Source organism: uncultured Muriicola sp. (genome assembly GCF_947258935.1).
Classification (GTDB): domain Bacteria; phylum Bacteroidota; class Bacteroidia; order Flavobacteriales; family Flavobacteriaceae; genus Muriicola.
The window spans coordinates 1-18,975 of the sequence record NZ_CAMYKH010000054.1; the positions used below are offsets into that span (position 1 = coordinate 1).

Annotated in this window: 21 protein-coding genes; all 21 read left to right on the forward strand. The window is 42.0% G+C overall.

What is annotated here, in order from left to right:
* The first annotated feature begins 114 nt into the window (after positions 1–114).
* Positions 115–369, forward strand: a complete 255-nt coding sequence (locus tag Q0X72_RS09750) for a hypothetical protein (RefSeq protein WP_297764626.1) — start codon at positions 115–117, stop codon at positions 367–369.
* Between the two features lie 142 nt (positions 370–511).
* The gene (locus Q0X72_RS09755; protein WP_297764628.1) at positions 512–967 is read left to right on the forward strand and encodes a hypothetical protein; all 456 of its coding nucleotides are present in this window, start codon (positions 512–514) and stop codon (positions 965–967) included.
* A gap of 2 nt (positions 968–969) precedes the next feature.
* Positions 970–1,161: a helix-turn-helix transcriptional regulator gene (locus Q0X72_RS09760; protein WP_297764630.1), complete on the forward strand. Its 192-nt coding sequence runs from the start codon at positions 970–972 to the stop codon at positions 1,159–1,161.
* Positions 1,162–1,468: 307 nt separating this feature from the next.
* On the forward strand, positions 1,469–1,831 hold the full coding sequence (locus Q0X72_RS09765) for a fructose 1,6-bisphosphatase (RefSeq protein ID WP_297764632.1): 363 nt from the start codon (positions 1,469–1,471) through the stop codon (positions 1,829–1,831).
* 9 nt (positions 1,832–1,840) lie between these two features.
* Complete coding sequence (locus Q0X72_RS09770) at positions 1,841–2,707, forward strand: cell envelope biogenesis protein OmpA (RefSeq protein ID WP_297764634.1); 867 nt, start codon at positions 1,841–1,843, stop codon at positions 2,705–2,707.
* On the forward strand, positions 2,694–3,191 hold the full coding sequence (locus Q0X72_RS09775; RefSeq protein WP_297764636.1) for a Rab family GTPase: 498 nt from the start codon (positions 2,694–2,696) through the stop codon (positions 3,189–3,191). Before Q0X72_RS09770 ends, Q0X72_RS09775 begins: the two co-directional genes overlap by 14 nt.
* Positions 3,184–4,713 (forward strand): ATP-binding protein, encoded by a 1,530-nt coding sequence (locus Q0X72_RS09780; protein ID WP_297764639.1) that lies wholly within the window; start codon positions 3,184–3,186, stop codon positions 4,711–4,713. Before Q0X72_RS09775 ends, Q0X72_RS09780 begins: the two co-directional genes overlap by 8 nt.
* 478 nt (positions 4,714–5,191) lie before the next feature.
* A complete protein-coding gene (locus tag Q0X72_RS09785) occupies positions 5,192–5,374 on the forward strand; it encodes a hypothetical protein (RefSeq protein ID WP_297764642.1) in 183 nt (60 codons plus the stop codon).
* A 111-nt stretch (positions 5,375–5,485) separates the two neighbouring features.
* Entirely contained in the window at positions 5,486–6,166 is a 681-nt protein-coding gene (locus tag Q0X72_RS09790; protein ID WP_297764645.1) for a hypothetical protein, read from the forward strand.
* Positions 6,167–6,303: 137 nt separating this feature from the next.
* Positions 6,304–6,846 carry a DUF4287 domain-containing protein gene (locus Q0X72_RS09795; protein WP_297764648.1) on the forward strand — a complete coding sequence of 181 codons (543 nt, stop codon included), beginning with the start codon at positions 6,304–6,306 and terminating at the stop codon, positions 6,844–6,846.
* 20 nt (positions 6,847–6,866) lie between these two features.
* Positions 6,867–7,073 carry a hypothetical protein gene (locus Q0X72_RS09800; RefSeq protein ID WP_297764651.1) on the forward strand — a complete coding sequence of 69 codons (207 nt, stop codon included), beginning with the start codon at positions 6,867–6,869 and terminating at the stop codon, positions 7,071–7,073.
* A gap of 40 nt (positions 7,074–7,113) precedes the next feature.
* A complete protein-coding gene (locus tag Q0X72_RS09805) occupies positions 7,114–7,437 on the forward strand; it encodes a hypothetical protein (RefSeq protein ID WP_297764653.1) in 324 nt (107 codons plus the stop codon).
* 44 nt (positions 7,438–7,481) lie between these two features.
* On the forward strand, positions 7,482–8,339 hold the full coding sequence (locus Q0X72_RS09810) for an alpha/beta hydrolase (protein ID WP_297764656.1): 858 nt from the start codon (positions 7,482–7,484) through the stop codon (positions 8,337–8,339).
* Positions 8,340–8,466: 127 nt separating this feature from the next.
* On the forward strand, positions 8,467–14,166 hold the full coding sequence (locus Q0X72_RS09815) for a sensor histidine kinase (RefSeq protein ID WP_297764658.1): 5,700 nt from the start codon (positions 8,467–8,469) through the stop codon (positions 14,164–14,166).
* A 26-nt stretch (positions 14,167–14,192) separates the two neighbouring features.
* Positions 14,193–14,573, forward strand: coding sequence for an ATP-binding protein (locus Q0X72_RS09820; protein ID WP_297764661.1), 381 nt, complete (start codon positions 14,193–14,195; stop codon positions 14,571–14,573).
* A 12-nt stretch (positions 14,574–14,585) separates the two neighbouring features.
* Entirely contained in the window at positions 14,586–14,960 is a 375-nt protein-coding gene (locus Q0X72_RS09825) for a response regulator (protein WP_297764663.1), read from the forward strand.
* Positions 14,960–15,901, forward strand: coding sequence for an adenylate/guanylate cyclase domain-containing protein (locus Q0X72_RS09830; RefSeq protein WP_297764666.1), 942 nt, complete (start codon positions 14,960–14,962; stop codon positions 15,899–15,901). Before Q0X72_RS09825 ends, Q0X72_RS09830 begins: the two co-directional genes overlap by 1 nt.
* Before the next feature lie 203 nt (positions 15,902–16,104).
* Positions 16,105–17,004, forward strand: coding sequence for a hypothetical protein (locus tag Q0X72_RS09835; protein WP_297764669.1), 900 nt, complete (start codon positions 16,105–16,107; stop codon positions 17,002–17,004).
* A gap of 116 nt (positions 17,005–17,120) precedes the next feature.
* Positions 17,121–17,522, forward strand: coding sequence for an SRPBCC domain-containing protein (locus tag Q0X72_RS09840; protein WP_297764672.1), 402 nt, complete (start codon positions 17,121–17,123; stop codon positions 17,520–17,522).
* A gap of 88 nt (positions 17,523–17,610) precedes the next feature.
* Complete coding sequence (locus Q0X72_RS09845) at positions 17,611–17,712, forward strand: hypothetical protein (RefSeq protein WP_297764675.1); 102 nt, start codon at positions 17,611–17,613, stop codon at positions 17,710–17,712.
* A 631-nt stretch (positions 17,713–18,343) separates the two neighbouring features.
* Positions 18,344–18,975 (forward strand): cytochrome c (locus Q0X72_RS09850; RefSeq protein WP_297764677.1); only part of this gene is annotated, 632 nt, incomplete at its 3' end.

Genomic DNA, 18,975 nt, shown 5'->3' on the forward strand with positions numbered 1-18,975 from the left:
CTCTACTTCATGGGTAAACCCAGTAAGGTATAAAAGAACATGTTTAGCTAAGATCTTTTTTAAAAATATCCAGCCTTGTCTGGGGAATAGGTAACTTCATACAAAATTAAGCATATGACCCTTGTTGACTGGATTGGGAGCTGTGGTGTCTTCCTTATATTATTGGCGTATTTCCTGAACGTTACCTCAAAACTTGAGAGCAAACACCTACCCTTTATTCTGCTTAATTTAGTAGGAGCCTCCATGGCATGCCTTGCCTCCTATCTTATCAACTACCTGCCGTTTGTAATCCTGGAAGGCGTCTGGGCGCTGGTCTCGGGGTATGCCTTATACAATTACTTTTCAATCAACACTGTTACACAGAAATAATTATTGATCTCCCTTTCTAATTATTGATCCAGTTTTTAACGAATGCAGATATAATTATGATGTCATATTAAATAATAATGTCTAATATTTTTTACTTTTAGTCTAATATTTTTTACATTAGTGCTCCATAATATTGTTCGATATGAAAAATTATCTCTTTCCAAACCGTTTTAAGACCTTGTCCGGCTGGGTCTTTTATCTCTCACTCATCACAGGATTTATCTTGTGGAATACGGATGCCTTTGACAACTATCTGGTAATTCCCGTACCCGATCTTTTCGGCACTGATGGATTGTTCGACCGGGGAAGTGGTTGGATGAAGAACGGAGTCCTTGACGAACTTTTTACAGTACTGATCATAGTCTCCGGACTTATTCACAGTTTTAGCAAAGAAAAAGTAGAGGACGAACTAATTGGCAAACTTCGTCTAGATTCCCTGATCTGGTCATTGTACATAAATTACGGGCTGGTCATTATAGCCACACTCTTGATCTATGACATAATATACTTTAATGTCCTGATCTTTAACCTCTTTACCGTTATCCTCTTCTTTAACCTCCGTCTCAGGTTTAGTCTTTATAAACACTACGCCTCCTAACTATGAAAAATACTATTAAAATACACAGAGTACAGCACAATATGACACAGGAAGACATCGCTCAGCAACTCGAGGTTTCCAGGCAAACCATTAATGCCATTGAAAATAACAAGTACTTTCCCTCTCTGGAACTTGGCCTAAAATTGGCAAAAATCTTTAATTGTAAGGTAGATGAGCTGTTTAGTTTGGATTAATCAACAATCAGGAGAAGAAATCAATGGGGTCTTTTTAACTACTTCCTAGATTTTCCAATTAACCGCACAAGTTTAAGGCGTCCTTTTGTCTTATAAGCTAGAAATAGGTTGCAGTATTTTACTTACTTTTTTACCTTATCGGTGAAATGGCTCCAAACACCCCACGAATACTCCTTTTATCGATGAAAAGCATAGGAAAGTCCAAAGTTGTAGGGTGCACATGTAATTTTTCATATATTTGAGACCTTGTCCTTTTCACAAAGGCTTTTTAGGCAACCAATTATAGATCTTTTAAGAATCACACACTATGACGAATGAGGAATACCCTTTGACCGAAGGGAACAAAAAGAAAGACCTGGAAACTGCTTCCAAAATTGAATTGATCAAAAACCTGATCTTCGGAGAGAATATTCAGGCCTATGATTCTGAGTTTGAACTTCTAAAAAAGGACATCCTTTCCAAGAAAAAGGCCCTGGAAGATCTAATAGAAGCAGTTCGTACAGATCTTAGAATGTCTATTGACGACGTCTCCACAGACATCAATATCCGTATCACCGAATTGGAAGACAAGCTAGACACCCGCTTTGAGGACCTTGAAGAAAATCAGCTCGACAAGAATGAATTAGGCGATCTCCTAATTCAATTGGGCGAAAAGATCCAAAAGAAATAAGCCTTCTCTATGGTCACAAAGATGGATGAACAAGCGAAATTGGAGACCCTCAAGGAACTCCTATTCCCCGATGACCGGGGGGCTGTGGAAGATATTTCCAAGCGTATACAGTTGCTGGAACTCATCATTAATGACCAAAAAAAACTTGCTGACAGAGTAGATCCTTTAGTAGATGACAAGATAAATGCCTTTACCAAAAGTATGCCCGATACGCTAGGGCCTACCATTACCGCCACGCTTAAGAAAGAGATCAAAAATCACAAAGATGAAGTGGTAGACGCCTTATACCCGGTACTGGGTAAAATGGTTAAAAAATATGTGGCGCAGGAGATCAAGATCTTATCCGAAAAAATTGACAATCAACTTAGTTTTATCAAAACCTGGAAACGCAAGATGCGTTCCTGGTTCGGTGGGCCCACGGAAGAACAATTATTAATGCGCGAATTAGCTTCGGCTACCATAGAACAAGTACTGCTTATAGAGCGCGATACCGGAATCCTGAAAGCGAGTTATTCCGTAACCAACTCTATTGATGAAGAAATGATCTCAGGAATGCTCACAGCAATAAAGGGCTTTGTGGAAGATGCTTTCAAGAAAAAGAATCAGAATCTGGAACTCATTCAATATGAATTGTATAATATTCATTTGCAGAGCTTTGTGACCCATTATGTAGCCGTAGTTATATCTGGAAATTATCATTTGAAATCCAAGAACAAACTGCAAGACATTATCTTTAATTTCTACTATAATTTTATGGCTATGAACCTGGACCTGGTCTTCAATTCCAAAGAAGGCAAGGAAAAGAAAGTGCGAACCATAGAAAAAGAACTTTTGGAACAAGAGCTTGCTGCAAGCTTCCGCGATGCAAAGATCTAAGAAAGTTGTGATCCTAGGACATTTTGGGGTAGGTAAAACTTCCCTGATACGCCGCTTTGTTACCAATCAATTTTCCGACCAATACAAAGTAACCATTGGAGTACATATCAGCAAAAAGGTAGTAACCCTTTCTGCAGAAGAAAGCATTTCCATGATCCTTTGGGATCTGGAAGGCACAGATTCCCTGGATCAGGTCCGCGATGCCTACTTACTTGGTACACATGGTGTAATATTTGTATTCGATGTTACCAGGCCCTCCACCTTTCAACAACTTAACTCTGATCTAAAGATCGTCTCAAAAAAGCTTCCTGAAAGACCCTTGTTGGTTGTGGGAAATAAAAAAGATCTGGTATCCGAAAAAGACCTCAACGAACTGTTGCTTTCTCACAATATTTCTCATGACTTTCTAACGAGTGCTAAGACAGGCGATACGGTAGAAGATGTATTTCTGAACCTTGCAACACTTTTAAATACAGATGCTTGATCATTACAAACAAGACTACAACAAGCAACGTCAGCAATTTGTCCTGATAGATCAGCTGGGGTTGGTTTTGGAATACACAGGTATTTTGTTACCCATAAAAAAAGGACAAAATCTAAAAGAACTACACCCCTTTTTTGAATCGCTCGACGCACTGCTAGCTATGCCCAACCCGGAATTTTCATTCTATTGCGTGCACCTGGATCTTGGAACAGAAGATCTTATTGCAGACATAGACATGGTTCGGAAAAAGGAGGGAATGTTACTTGTGATCCATGATCTGACAGAACACTATAATTCATACCAGGCAGTGGCCCAGGCCCGTAATGAGTCGATCATAAACGAAGAGCTGATCGTTTTAAAGAACACAGAACTCGAAGAACGAGAGCGCTTTAAAAATCTCTTTATTCAAAATTTTAGTCATGAATTGCGAAACCCACTTATGAGCAGCATGGCCATTACCCAGATCCTCAGCGATACTTCATTGAGCAGTGAACAAGAACAATTACTGGAGGTATTGCGAGATTCTAATACGCACTTAAAACTATTACTGGAGGATACCCTGAGCATCAGTATGATCGCATCCGGGAAACTGGTCATGAAGAATACCCTATTCAACCTTCATAAGATGCTGGATCTTTTATCTTTCACCTATAAGACCAAAGCAAAAGCGAAGGGACTTCAATTTACTTATAAAGCAGCCAAACAAGTTCCCGAATATGTTGAAGGAGACAGACTTCGTCTGTATCAGGTACTTACCAATTTATTAGATAATGCACTAAAATATACAGTTAAAGGCAGCGTGTCCCTCACCGTGGGATTTAATCAGCAATGGGCCAATAAAGTGCATTTGCATTTTGAGGTAACGGACAGTGGACCCGGCATACCGGAAGATAAGCAACCAACTATTTTTGAAACGTTTTCCCAACTGGCCTCTCCCGACAAACAGCAGGGAACCGGCCTTGGCCTTGCCCTCGTAAAAGGTCTTTTAGCGCTCATGGACAGCACTATTGTTTTGCATTCAGCGACTGGGAAAGGATCAACATTTTCATTTGATCTGGGCTTAAAAGTTCCTCTGCAATCTGCCATGCAACAGCAGATAGATATTGGATCTGCAGCTACCTCGCGAAAAATGGGCAGCCCCGGCAGGAAATACAAACTCTTGCTTGTAGAAGATGATGAGAGAGTACTAACTGTTCTCTTTAAGATGCTCATGGATTCGGACCAATTTTATATTGATGTGCTTACGGATGGTGGGGAGGTTTTGGAAACAGTCATTCAAAATGAGTACGATCTTATCTTGATGGACATTAATCTCCCAAATACACGTGGCGATCATATTACCAGGATTATACGCGACTTTCCCTTTAAAAATGTAAAACAACTACCCATCATTGGGATGACGGCTTATGCCTATGAGGACCATATGCAAGCCTATAAAGAAGCCGGGATGAATACCGTGCTTGCAAAACCATTTGACAAGGAAGAATTGCTTCAAAACATATTTATGCTACTTCACTCTTAGATATTTATCAGTCCTAAACACCAACGTATAACATTCTTTTTTGTAGGTTTTACCCTACTTTAGTGTATTTCATCGATTATTTCATACCGTTTATCGAGTTAAAATTTTGACTGCGAGGCAATCCTTTCCCAGCATTGTTCACTTCCTATTTTTGACCGTTTTCCAATATGGACATCATTTAGCAAACTGATACCATGGAAAGTGAACCACTCAAACACAGAAAAAGATGGAAGTACCTTATTTAGTTGAAACGCTTTTTATAATCAGCCTTTTGGTTTTTATCGTTGCAGTGATCCTTATAATTCCAACTATTTATAATGATCGTCGCCTTCGGAAAATGAACAAAAAAAAGAAAGTGTCATTATCGCATAATCGACGCAAGCGGATTTTAAAAAAATTCTGGCGCAACATCCTTAAAAAAGGTCCAACAGTAGCCATATACTCTCTAACAGGTCAATTATAATCCCCCCACCAACAAATGAAAAGAAGAATAGAAAACTGGCAAAAAAGTCAATGGAAATTAAGAAGTAAAAAGCCAAAGTATGATCAAAATAGTCAATTCACAGAAGACACGCTTTTTATTGGTGCGGCCTTTGGAGATGATATAAGATCTGGTGCAGAAGAAAAGATAGAAGTCAATAATTCACATACTAACTTATAGAACGATGCGGGCAGAATACAATGAAGACATAAGTATGAAAAAAACCTTTGAGAAAATTCTATTGGTATTGAGCATCATAGGATTATTACTAACCATTCTATACTGGATCCTATGAAGTTGATACCGCATATTTTTGGTTTGCTTCTTGGAGTCGCTTTCCTGGGTAGCTATGGATTTACTACCCTCCCGGAAAAAAAGACAACTAATATCATAATTGAACAAAAACTACCATCGGCCATGGTGAATTTCCTGCCGGCTTTAGTCGTATTTCCTTTGGAAAAAGGAAATATCCCTACAGAAAATGCGGGTGTAATAACTACCCCACCCTTTGTAGGGGACTCCTATACAGGCTTTAAGGAGGCGCTTGCCTTTAAGGAATCCCGTGGCCGTTATGGTATTGTAAACACTCTGGGATATATGGGTAAATATCAGTTTGGGATAGGTACACTTGCCTTATTGGGCAAAATTTCGGAACAGCAATTCCTGAGTTCTCCGGAATTGCAGGAGCGTGTATTTGATGCCAATATTGCTCGTAATAAATGGATCTTGCGAAGAGATCTCAAGCGCTTTACAGGAACAGTTATCAAAGGTATTCTGATCACAGAATCCGGAATACTGGCGGCCGCCCATTTGGCGGGTGCTGGTAACGTAAAAAAATTTTTACGCTCCAATGGGGCATATCAGGTGGCAGATGCTTACGGCACTACTTTGCAGGACTACCTAATAAACTTTGCAGGCTATTCAGTGGGAGCTATAGACCCACAGCGAAGCCCCAAAGTAGAAAGCAAATAAAATAAATTGGTTGCGAGAGTCGCAACCGGTTTGAGTTGGTTGGTTACCTTTTGGGCACGGTAAGAGGAGTCTTCCGTGCCCTTTTTTTACATCAAAAGAAAAGGTTACTTTTATAAGAACAACCAAAACTCAACAATATGGATCCGGCCCTACAAAGCATGATAGCCAACATGCCTGAAAAGACTGGGAAGTCTCTGGAAGCATGGAAAAAATTACTTCTGAGTAAGTCCTTTTCTAAACACTCCGAAGCAGTAAATTTCCTTAAAAAAGAACACGGCGTTACCCATGGTTTTGCTAATACCATTGTACACCTTTCCAAAGATCAAGGGGCTTCCCCAGATGATCTTACAACAGCTCAATACAAGGGAAAAGAACACCTCTTTCCGATCTTTGAAAAAGTGAGAGACGCGGTTAATAAATTAGGGACAGATGTTACCATCACCCCTAAAAAGACAAGCGTAAGCTTTATCCGGAAAAAACAATTTGCGCTTATTACCCCTGCGACCAAAACACGCTTAGATCTGGGACTTAAACTCGTTGGGAAACCGCTTACGACCCGATTGGAAAATTCCGGTCCATTCGGCACCATGTGTACCCATAGGGTCCGTCTGGAAAAACCCGAAGACGTAGACAAAGAACTCCTTACCTGGCTTAATGAAGCCTATGAGAAAGCACAATAATAAGTTCATCTGATAAACCAATGAAAGAAAAACCGGAAGCAAAACAACGTAGCATAAACGGGAACACCCTGGAATGTCCTGTTTGTAAAAACGATACGTTTTGGATGCGAAAAACCCTGATGAATACAAAGGGAATGACATTCTTTAAGCTAGACTGGGCCAATAAAGAAGCACAGAACTACGTCTGTGATTCCTGTGGCTATGTGCATTGGTTTATTCAACCGTAGAATATGAAATGTATTGCAATAGAACCTTAATAAAACAGCTATGTGGATAGATAAACTAAGCCTGTACGATGCCCTGGTTGAAAAATGTCCCCGATTTAAAAGAAAAGGAAAAACAATGCCGTATACTTCAGCGAATGGGTATATGTTCTCCCTGCTAAATAAATCCGGGCAGTTCGGGATCCGCTTTTCCAAAGATGCACAACTGCGCTATATGAAAGAATGGGATACCACCTATTTCAAATCCTATGGCGCTACCATGAGAGGCTATGTCCTTATCCCCGAAAAGATGTGGGCAGATCTCGACACACTTGCCAAATACCTCAACGAGAGTTATGACTATGTAATGTCACTGGAGCCAAAATAACAGGTATTTTTAAGGGATTTTGTCTTAATATTTAATTATCCACCATGCCGGGAACTAAAGAAATTACCCTGGGATCCCTTCAATTCGACTGCCGGATTGACGGAAATGAAAGTGATGAATTGCTCATTTTGCTTCATGGCTTTCCGGAAACCTCCATTATGTGGCGAACCCTTATGGCAGACCTCGCCCCAATGGGATTTTATTGTGTAGCCCCCAACATGAGGGGCTATAGCAAAAATGCCTGCCCCAGAGGCAAAAAACAGTATTCAGTAGAAAAGCTTAGTCAGGATGTGTTAGATCTGGCAAATTCCCTTGGGAAAACTAGATTTCATATAATCGCGCACGACTGGGGTGCTGTTATTGGCTGGTACCTGGCCTATCATCATTCCTCCAACATACTGAGTTATTCTGCACTTTCTGTTCCTCATTTAAAAGGATTTTTTGAGGCCCTGCAAACAGATGCAGATCAGCAAGAACGCAGTAAATACATTAAAATGCTGGTCATTCCTTTTGTAGCAGAATACACTATTAGGAAGAACGACTTTAAGCTGTTTCGCAAACTCTGGAAACACAGCAGTGAAGAAGAACTGGAGGACTACCTGGCCACCTTTCGGGAAAAAAAGGTATTGACTGCCGCCTTAAATTACTACCGTGCCAATTTTGGGAAATCGCGTACCGAAGATATTGGTGACATAGAAGTGCCAACGCTTTTTATTTGGGGAAACAAGGACATGGCCATAGGGGCCAAAGGAGTTACCCTGGGTCATCAATATATGAAAGGCCCGTATACCTTTCTGGAATTAGAAGCAGGGCATTGGCTTATACAAACCGATTACGACAAAATAAAGCCGGCTATTGTAAAACATCTGTCTGCACACAAAACTGCACCTGAAAATAACTAGGGGCTTCATTTGTTTTTTTAGTAACTTTCTAAACGGAAGCAATGGTGTTCTTATGCATCTTAAAGCTTTTCACCGAATGAACCAACCAACCAATAATTCCGGAGGCCTTAATTTCCGAAACCAATAAATGAACCCTACCCTTCAAAATATTTTAAATGCCCTCATAAAGACCGACTCCATCCCGGCTAAGGAAAAGGAGCGTATTCGAAAGGAACTGGAGAAAACGGAAAAGACCCTCCATAAAAAGGATGCCCTGCTCAGCTCTCAAGCCAGGGATCTCGAAATAGAAGCCGTATTGGAAAGGATCCGTGCACAGGCCATGGCCATGAGAGAATCTACGGACCTGCTCGATATTGTGGTCACCATGCGTACTGAATTCATCAATCTGGGGCATGAAGCACACTACTTCTGGCATATGCGATGGCTGCCAGAGATCTATGAAAAAGCCATGACCTCTGGGGACGGGACCCGAATTGGCATGGTGATGAATCTGCCCCGCCATATGCATGGGGATATTCCACTTTTGGCCAAATGGGAAAAAGGGAAGAAACCTACGGTTATTTATGCAATGGATGTAGAATCGGCCCTTGTCTACGTGAATAAAATGGTAACACTGGGCGACTTTCAACAGGTAGATCCCAACGCCCCAAGTGAAGATGATATTCGTCATATTGGAGGTCTCACCTTCATCATGGCCAGGACCACCCATGGGGAAATAGGCTATAGTTTGCCTGGAGTAGTGGAAGAAGTTCCTAAGGAAGAACTCGAACTTTTGGTACGCTTTGCCGGGGCCTTTGATCTGGCACATAAACGATTTGAAGATCTTTTAAAGAGCGAACAACAGGCCCGGGAAGTACAGGTAGAATTGGCCCTGGAAAAGGTGCGTTCAAGGACCATGGGCATGCAAAATAGTGAAGAGCTCAAGGATGTGGTAAAGGTAATCTTCGATCAATTGGCACACTTGAGCATCAATGCAGAGCATGCAGGTATTGTTGTTGATTATGAACCCAAAAAGGACTGGCATTTTTGGATTGCCGAAACACAGGATATTCCAGCGAAGGTTACTGTCCCTTATCTTGACCTGGTCTGGGACAGGCAATTCTCAGAAGCGAAAAAAAAGGGGAAGGATTTCTTTACCACTCAACTGGACTTTGATGAAAAGAACAGTTTTTATAAAGTACTGCTGCCTCACATTGAAGGATTGACTAATAAGGCACGAGATTTTTATTTCAGTTGTCCCGGACTGGCCATATCAACTGTTATAGAAAAAGATATTGGCCTCTATATTGAAAATTTCTCCGGAACACCATATTCCAGCGAGGAAAATGATATCCTCAGGCGTTTTGCCAAAGTTTTTCAGCAGACCTACACTCGCTTTTTAGACCTACAAAAAGCAGAAGCCCAAGCCCGGGAAGCACAGATAGAAACATCCCTGGAAAGGATCCGTGCGAGGGCCATGGCCATGCAATCTTCGGAAGAGTTGCACGATGTACTATGCGTTCTATTCCAGCAGTTTGATGTGCTGGGCATAAAACCTATCAGTGCTTTTCTCAGTCTTTTCAGCTCAGAAGAAAGGGCGCTTACCTATAGGGCAACAGGAACTTCAGGGGCCAGGACGCAGGGGTCGCAAACTGTGGCAATAGATAGCCTGGAGGTTTGGAAGGAATTATACGACAAATGGAAAACAGACACCTCCGAAGCTGTAGAGGTCGTCTATTATCCCAAAGAGATATTACCAAAACTCTTTGAGTTGTTTGAGGAGACCTTCTCTTCGATGCCAGCGGATGAACAGATGACACCCGCCCATTTTCCGGAGGGCGGATACACCATGCACGGGCATACCCGTTTTGGGTATATAGGATACAACCACACAAGACTACCTACCGAAGAAGAAAAGGAGATCTTAACAAAATTCGCCACAGAATTTGAACGTGTGTACCAGCGATTTCTCGATATCGAAAAAGCAGAGGCCCGGGCCCGGGAAGCACGGATCGAAGCTGCCCTGGAAAAAGTACGGTCGCAGTCCCTGGCCATGCATACCACAGCGGAAATGCAACAGGTCGCCAATGCGATATATGAACAGCTCCAGGAACTAGGCGTAGAGATGGATGCTGTCGGGATGAGCGGGGTCATAGAAGCAAAAAAGGATTATGATGTCTGGATAGGTGGCGCTCCCATGGGGAAGGCCCTTCGCATTCCGTATAATAATGACACCAAAGTACAGCGCGATTATAATAAGGCAATTAAAGAACGGCCCGATCTGTTTGCCAGGACCTATAAGGGCAAGATCAAAGAAGAATACATTAATCACCTGCTCACTCATGGGGAGTTCCCCAAAGCTCTTAAGAAAAAGATGGTTACCTCCTCAGCATTTTCTACCTCCATTGCTTTCGCTAAGAATTCGGGAATACAAATAGCCCGCTACACAAGTGAACCCTACACTGTAGAAGAAAATGAACTCCTGAAACGCTTTGCCAGGGTATTTGAACAGGCCTATATCCGATTCAGGGATCTGGAAAAAGCAGAGGCCCAGGCAAGAGAAGCACAGATTGAAGGAGCCCTGGAAAGAGTTCGTACCAGGACCATGGCCATGCACAAAAGTGAGGAGTTGGCCGAAACTGCCCTGGTGCTTTACAAACAATTTTCATTATTGGGGAATATCCCTGATCGCATGAGTATCGGTATTTTCAAAGAGGATACCAGGAAACTAGAATTGTGGCCTACGGATCAATTAGGGAGTAAGCTAAATAAGAAATTTGCCGGCTCCTGGGAGCGCTCTCCAATTATGATCAAAATACATAAAGCCTGGAAAGCAGGTGATAATTCTTACGTTGCGGACCTTTCAGGACAAGATCTGAAAGAGTGGCTGAAATTTATCAGAGAGGAAGTGAAGTTATTCGTTGATGATAGTCATATAAAAGGCCGCAGGGTGCAGCAAGCAGCCTTTTTTTCGCACGGATTCCTTCTTTTTACAACGAATGAACCGATCGCCGATGAAATTTTGCAGTTGCTAATACGGTTTGCAGGCGTTTTCAGTCAGACCTACACCCGTTTCCTCGACCTACAAAAAGCAGAAGCCCAAGCTCGGGAATCTCAGATAGAGGCGGCATTGGAAAGAGTACGAAGCAGAAGTATGGCCATGCATGAGAGTAGCGAAATGCTAGATGTAATTGAAGTAGTCTCCAATCAATTAAAAGAACTAAAATTAAATTTTGATCTAGTCAGTTTCGCAAAAAACAAGCAGGAGGGCGACTTCACCTTTTGGATGACCTCAAGGGGGCAACCAAAGCCAATACTCATGGAGGTGCCCACCATGGATAGTCCGGTACTAAAAGGAGTGTATAATGCTAAAAAGACAAAAACTACTTTTTTGGCTGATGTTTTTACCCCTGAAGAAAACAGGGAATGGAACGCACATCTGTTTAAATACTCCAACTTAAAATATTTTCCGGATGCCGTAAAAGAATATATTTTGAATGCCCCGGGTTTTGCCCGGTCAAGCTTTTTACTAGAGAATATTGACCTGTATGTTGGTAATTACAGGGCCATCCCTTTTACTGAAGAAGAAAATTCAATTTTTAAAAGATTTGCACTAGTTTTTGAACAAGCCTATACGCGCTTTTTAGACCTGCAAAAAGCCGAAGCCCAGGCACGGGAAGCACAGATAGAGGTGGCTCTGGAAAGGGTAAGGTCTCGTGCCATGGCCATGCACCATACGGATGAGCTGACGGATGTTTTAGGGATATTATTTGATCAGTTCGATTTCCTGGGGATCAACCCGGTGCTTACCCATCTAACCCTCTTCGATGAAGCCAATGAGACCTTTACCCTGCGTATCACAAGGGGTGGGAAGAAACGTGTTATCGCCGAACAACTGATCGATGTGAATGCGGTAGAAAGCTGGAAAACCTCCTTTGCCAACTGGAAAAAAAGCGAACTGCATGCCATAGATTGCATTGATTATCCCCCGGAAATATTGCCGGCTGTGTGGGAGTTGCTCGATGAGGTGATGAGTGCCCTTCCGGAAGGACAGAAAATACATCCTTCGGACTTTCCCGACGGACTGTATACCACTCAAGGGCATTGTAAATACGGCTTTATTGGGTTTAACCATTCGCGAAAGGCCACCGAAGAGGAAAAAGATATCGTGATCCGCTTTGCCAAGGAGTTTGGGCGTTTGTATCAGCGTTTTCTGGATATCAAGAAGGCAGAATTACAGGCAAGAGAAGCTCAGATTGAAGGGGCCCTGGAAAGAGTGCGTTCCAAGACAATGGCAATGCATAATAGTGAAGATTTAGAGGACATAGTTATTTCTTTATTTGATGAAGTAATGAATTTAGACCTCGATCAATCTATCCGTTGTGGAATAGGCATACTTGAAGGTCATAAGAGGATGGAAACCAGGTCAGTGAACAAAAGTTCCGATGGAACAATAAAATTAATAACGGGGATGTTAGATATGACCATACATCCTATGTTGGTGGGACTTAAAAAAGCCTGGAAAAAAGGAAGTACTGGATATTCATACCACTATACCGGTAAGGATATAAGAAAATATTATGAGGCCCTCAATAATGAACCTGAATACCCAATGAATGCCAATCTGGAAACATTGCCGAAACAAGAGTTTCATCGAAGTTTCTTTTTTTCTTCAGGAATTATTTTTGCGTTTTCTGAGAATCCCATTTCAGAAGAATCATCTAAAATATTAGCAAGGTTTGCAGCAGTTTTTGGTCAGACCTACAGAAGGTTCCTGGATCTGCAACTAGCAGAAGACAGGGCAAAAAATGCGGTTAAACAAGCGTCACTGGACCGGGTGCGCGGGCAAATTTCCAGTATGCGGTCTGCGGAGGACCTGGAACGTATCACTCCCCTGGTATGGAATGAGCTCACCACTCTCGGCATTCCATTTATCCGTTGCGGAGTATTTATTATTGAAGAGACTAATAAAACGATACAGGTGCATCTCTCTGCCCCGGACGGGCATTCGCTTGGAGTGATGCAATTACCCTTCAATGTCAACAAACTAACAGCTCAATCTGTAGTACACTGGCGAAAAGGAAAGGTATACAAGGCTCATTGGGACAAACAACAATTTACAGCCTTCATGAAGACCATGACAGACCTGGGCCAGATTAAAAACAAGAAGGTTTACCAGGGAGCAGAACAACCACCGGAATCGCTTCACCTGCATTTTGTACCCTTTAGACAGGGGATGTTATATGTTGGGAATATTGAACCTTTGACGCAAGAGCAGATCGAATCGGTACAATCCCTGGCCGATGCTTTTTCGATTGCCTATGCCCGATACGAAGACTTTAGTAAATTGGAAAAAGCCAAAAAGCGTGTAGATATTACCCTGAGTGAGCTTAAATCCACACAAAACCAGCTTGTACAGTCGGAAAAAATGGCCTCTCTGGGAGAGCTTACCGCTGGGATCGCCCACGAGATTCAGAATCCGCTGAACTTTGTCAACAATTTCTCGGAGGTGAGCGTGGAGCTTATAGAGGAAATGCTTGAAGAAATGCAAAAGGGCGCTGTGGAAGAAGTAAAAGCCCTGGCGAAAGATATCATACAAAACCTCGAGAAGATCCACCACCATGGGAAACGTGCAGATGGCATCGTAAAAGGAATGTTACAGCATAGCCGCGCCAGTAGTGGGGAAAAGGAACCCACAGATATCAATGTGCTGGCAGACGAATATCTTAGACTTGCCTATCACGGACTTAGAGCAAAGGACAAAATGTTTAATGCCACTTTGGAGACGGATTTTGATGACTCTACAGGAAAAGTAAATGTGATGGCCCAGATTTTGACAAGAATATAGGAAAGATAGAGATCATTCCACAGGATATGGGCAGGGTGATCCTGAACCTCATAACCAATGCCTTCCATGCAGTACAGGAACGCGCCTCCTTAGCCAAGGCTTCGGAGGATGTTAAATATAAGCCTACGGTAGGTGTAACTACTAAAAAGGTCGGGGAAATGATTGAGATCGAAGTAAAGGATAATGGAAATGGCATCCCGCAAAAGATCATTCAGAGGATATTTGAGCCGTTCTTTACAACAAAACCTTCGGGAAGAGGCACGGGCTTAGGCCTGAGTATGAGCTATGACATTGTCACTAAGGGACACAGAGGAGAATTAAAGGTAGCTTCCAAAGAAGGGGAAGGAACCACCTTTACTATAATCCTACCCGGCGTAAAGGAAAAGAAAAAAATAACTAACCAATAATCCACAACACCCATGAAAATATTAGTGGTAGATGACGAAAGGGACGTACAGGTACTGTTCCAGCAGAGATTCCGAAAAGAGATCCGGAATAAGGAACTTACTTTTGCCTTTGCATTTTCCGGGGAAGAGGCGTTAACCTATTTGGATAAACACAACCATGAAGCTGTACTTATCCTTTCGGATATCAACATGCCTGGGATGAGTGGCCTGGAGCTGCTGGAACAAATAAAGAAGAATTATCTTAAACCGCCACCGGTGGTTATGATGATCACGGCCTATGGAGATAAGAAAAATTACGATACTGCCATGAAACTGGGGGCAGATGACTTCCTCACTAAACCGGTTGAATTTGGTATCTTAAAGGAAAAATTAAAAGCAATATTGTAATGGCTAAAATTTTGGTGGTAGATGATGAGAAGGATCTGGAGGTCCTAATCAAACAAAAATTCCGCAAACAGATTCGGCAAAACGAATACGAATTTGTCTTTGCCATCAATGGGGTAGATGCCCTTGAAAAACTAATTGCCCACCCCAATATGGATTTAGTGCTTAGCGACATCAACATGCCGGAAATGGATGGCCTCACCCTGCTTACCAAACTAAGTGAATTAAACCCCCTGCTAAAATCGGTCATGGTGTCTGCCTACGGGGATATGGCCAACATACGTACCGCTATGAACCGCGGGGCATTCGATTTTATCACCAAACCTATCAATTTTGAGGACCTTACCATGCTCAATTTTATGGGGAGTAAGGAATACGAATCTACCGTTATGGCCAATGAGAATGTCACTGCAACCGTAATGTTTATTGACGTCTGCGGATTCACTTCTCTAAGCGAAACTACCAGCCCGGATGTTGTTGTAAGTATGCTCAACTCCTATTTTGATACCATGGTACAAGAGATCATTGCACAAGAAGGCTATATAGACAAGTTTATGGGCGATGCCATCATGGCAGTCTTTAGAGGGGATTATCACCTGGACCGCGCCCTGGATACCGCCCTGGCCATACGGCAGCAAATAAGTAGACTTCCGGAATTAAAGGAAATGGGAGGGTACCGTCCCAGGGTCTCCATAGGGATCAACAGCGGGGAAATGGTCTCCGGAAATATTGGCTCTTCCAGCCTTAAACGCCTCGATTTTACGGTTATTGGCGATACGGTAAACATTGCAGCCCGACTAGAAAATGCGGCAGCGGAAAACCAGATCCTGATCTCTGAAGCATGTTATGAACAGGTGAAAGAAGCCTTTCAATGTAAAAAGATTGGTGACATTCAACTTAAGAATAAAAAGGAGGTGATCACCGTCTATGAAGTATTGGAATAGCCCATTTAAATTCAACCCTATAAAATTCCTTTTAAATCCCACGATCCAAAATCGGATTCACCTCTTTATTGCTTGAGACATAGACTAAAATATTCTACTGCAATTTTCGTTTAAAGTATGCCAATGCCTTGCCTTTTTGCAGGATTAAGAGCGCCCAGATGAAACCTTTTTCTAAAAACGCAGTCTTATCAATAAATAAACACATGAAATTCCGCACCCTCTTCCTTGCAACACTTACGTTGCTAATTATTAGTTGCAGTTCTTCCAAAGACGAGGAATTAATTGTTGATACAACCATATCATTCGGAAGTCCGCAACGGGTTACTGTACAGGGATATGACGGACAGATCATGGAACCATTTCTGAGTAGAGATGGCAATACGCTCTTCTTTAACAACCTTAACAATCCTTCCGTAGATACCAATTTGCATTGGAGTACAAGGATCAGCAATACCCTGTTCGAATATCAGGGTGAACTACAGGGAGTGGCCACAGAAAGCCTGGAAGGTGTACCTACCATGGACCAATATAATACCATGTTTTATGTGTATACGGGCGACTATTTCCAAACGCTGCAGTCTATTTATACAGGTAATTACAGTGAGGGTAGCCTTTCCGATATCTCCGCAGTTGAAAACTTGTCACTTAACGAGCCGGGTTGGTTAAATTTTGATGTGGAAGTTTCCAATGATGGCCAAAGTCTCTATTTTGTAGATGGCCTATATGATGAGAATGGCGGACCTCGCCAGGCTAATTTCTCCATTGCACGTAAAAATGGGAATGAGTTTCAAAGAGATCCTAATAGTGCAACAATCTTGGCCAATATTAATACGGATGATCTGGAATACGCTGCGGCCATTTCCAAAGATGAACTGGAGCTCTGCTTTACGCGAATTATCGGTGCCATATCAGTTGATTCCGAAGCCCATATCTATATTGCCACTAGAACGGATACAAGCTTGCCATTTTCAGAGCCACAGGAGATTACTGAGATCACCGGCTTTGTTGAAGGTCCTACCTTTTCAGCTGATGATAATGGCCTCTATTATCACAAAAAAGAAAATGAGGACTTTGTCCTCTATTATATTGAGAAATTACCATAATTTAATTGCGAGCTTATGCGAAGTATAATTTACAATTACTACAAATAGGTCGTCCTCTCCTTTATTCATTAAATTTAGTCCCAATAGCGATCAATCGATAACTAAATTGTAGAGGCATGAAAAAATCCTTTAAATTAGAGGCTACATTCCCCGTATCTTCGGAAGAACTATACAATGCATGGCTTGATGGCGGACAACATTCCAAAATGACGGGTGGAGAAGCCACCGCCAACATGGAAGAAGGTGATGAATTCACTGCCTGGGACGGCTATATCTGGGGTGTAAATAAAAAATTGAAACCCCATTCCAAAATTGTACAAAGCTGGCGCACCTCCGAATTTAAGGAGACCGACGAAGACTCCCAGCTTACAATTTACTTTAAAGAAATTCCAGGTGGTTGTGAACTAACCTTGGTACATTCCAACATCCCTGAAGGACAACCCAATTATGAACTGGGATGGCATGAACATTACTTTATCCCCATGCAGGAATATTTTAAATTAAGTAACGATATTTGACCTACTTTTTAGTCACCTCCGCCAAAACTTTTTTATTCAGAGTAAAACATCCAAATACTTAAAATACGCTATCGGTGAAATTCTCCTGGTGGTTATCGGGATCCTGATAGCCCTGCAGATCAATACCATGAATGAAGAGCGTAAGGACAAGGCTAAAGAGCAACTCATTCTACAACAATTACAAGAATAATATATGGCTAATCTTGAGCAATTATATGAAAAGATTGCGATGCGCACCTCCATCGTCCATTCTTCTCAGACAATATTAAAATAGATAGATAATCCGGAATTAGCTAGCTATGATAGTACCATTTGCCATTTTCGCACGGTATTGTTAGACCCTGCCTTCGATGCTAACAATAATGGCCTTATCAGCACCGGGAATCTGCGGCTTATTACCAATAGGTGCTTATACAGGCTGTTGTCTATCTGAACATCTGATATAGTTGCTTTACAGGAAACAGAAAAATTCTGGTAAAAACTCAGTGTTGAACTTGTGAGACCTTACTACAAAAAAATGGGAATTAATAGCGATGTGTTACACGTCTTTTGGAGCAATACTAAAGACGTGGCATGATTGTTAGACGACGTCCAAAATGCCGAGATACATATAGGTAAAACCAAAGAACCCATTAAAGTATCAGAAATAATATCCTCCAAAGAAGCGGAAGTTATTTTGGCAACAGCCATTTCCCTTAATCAAGTTAACAATATTCAATCCATAGGCCTGCGTAACCGTATCTTGGAAATCAAATAATCCATTTGATATTTTCCTTATTTTTATAATTAAGAAGTTTAATCAACCCTTAAACCTATTCAATATGAGAAAAACAATCAAATATTTCGGAATCGTGATGGGGATTTTAATCCTCGTATTATTAGCTATAGGCCTTTATATAGGTGCTACTGATATCCCTTCCTATGAGATAGAAAAAATAGAATACACAGCGGTGGCCACGCCACAGGCCTTAGCCCGTGGCAAGAAACTGGCTTCCATGCTCTGTGCCAATTGCCATATGAACAAAGCCACCGGGAAACTAACTGGCACCCAAATGCTGGATGCCCCCAAGGAATTTGGAACCATCTATTCGCAGAACATAACCCAGGATAAAGAGTATGGTATAGGCGACTGGACAGATGCGGAACTGCTCTACCTTATCCGTACCGGAATAAAAAGGAATGGGCAATATAGTCCGCCTTATATGGCCAAGCTACCGGTCATGGCAGATGAGGATGTGAATGCTATCATTGCCTTTTTACGCTCTGATGATCCTATGGTGGCTGCCAACTCCACACCAGATACGCCCTCGGAACCTTCTTTTTTAACCAAGATGCTCACTCGCCTCGCCTGGAAACCTTTTCCAATGCCAACAGAGGCTATTCCCATGCCAGACAGTACAGATATAATCGCTACAGGTAAATACCTGTCCCATAACCTGGATTGTTTTTCCTG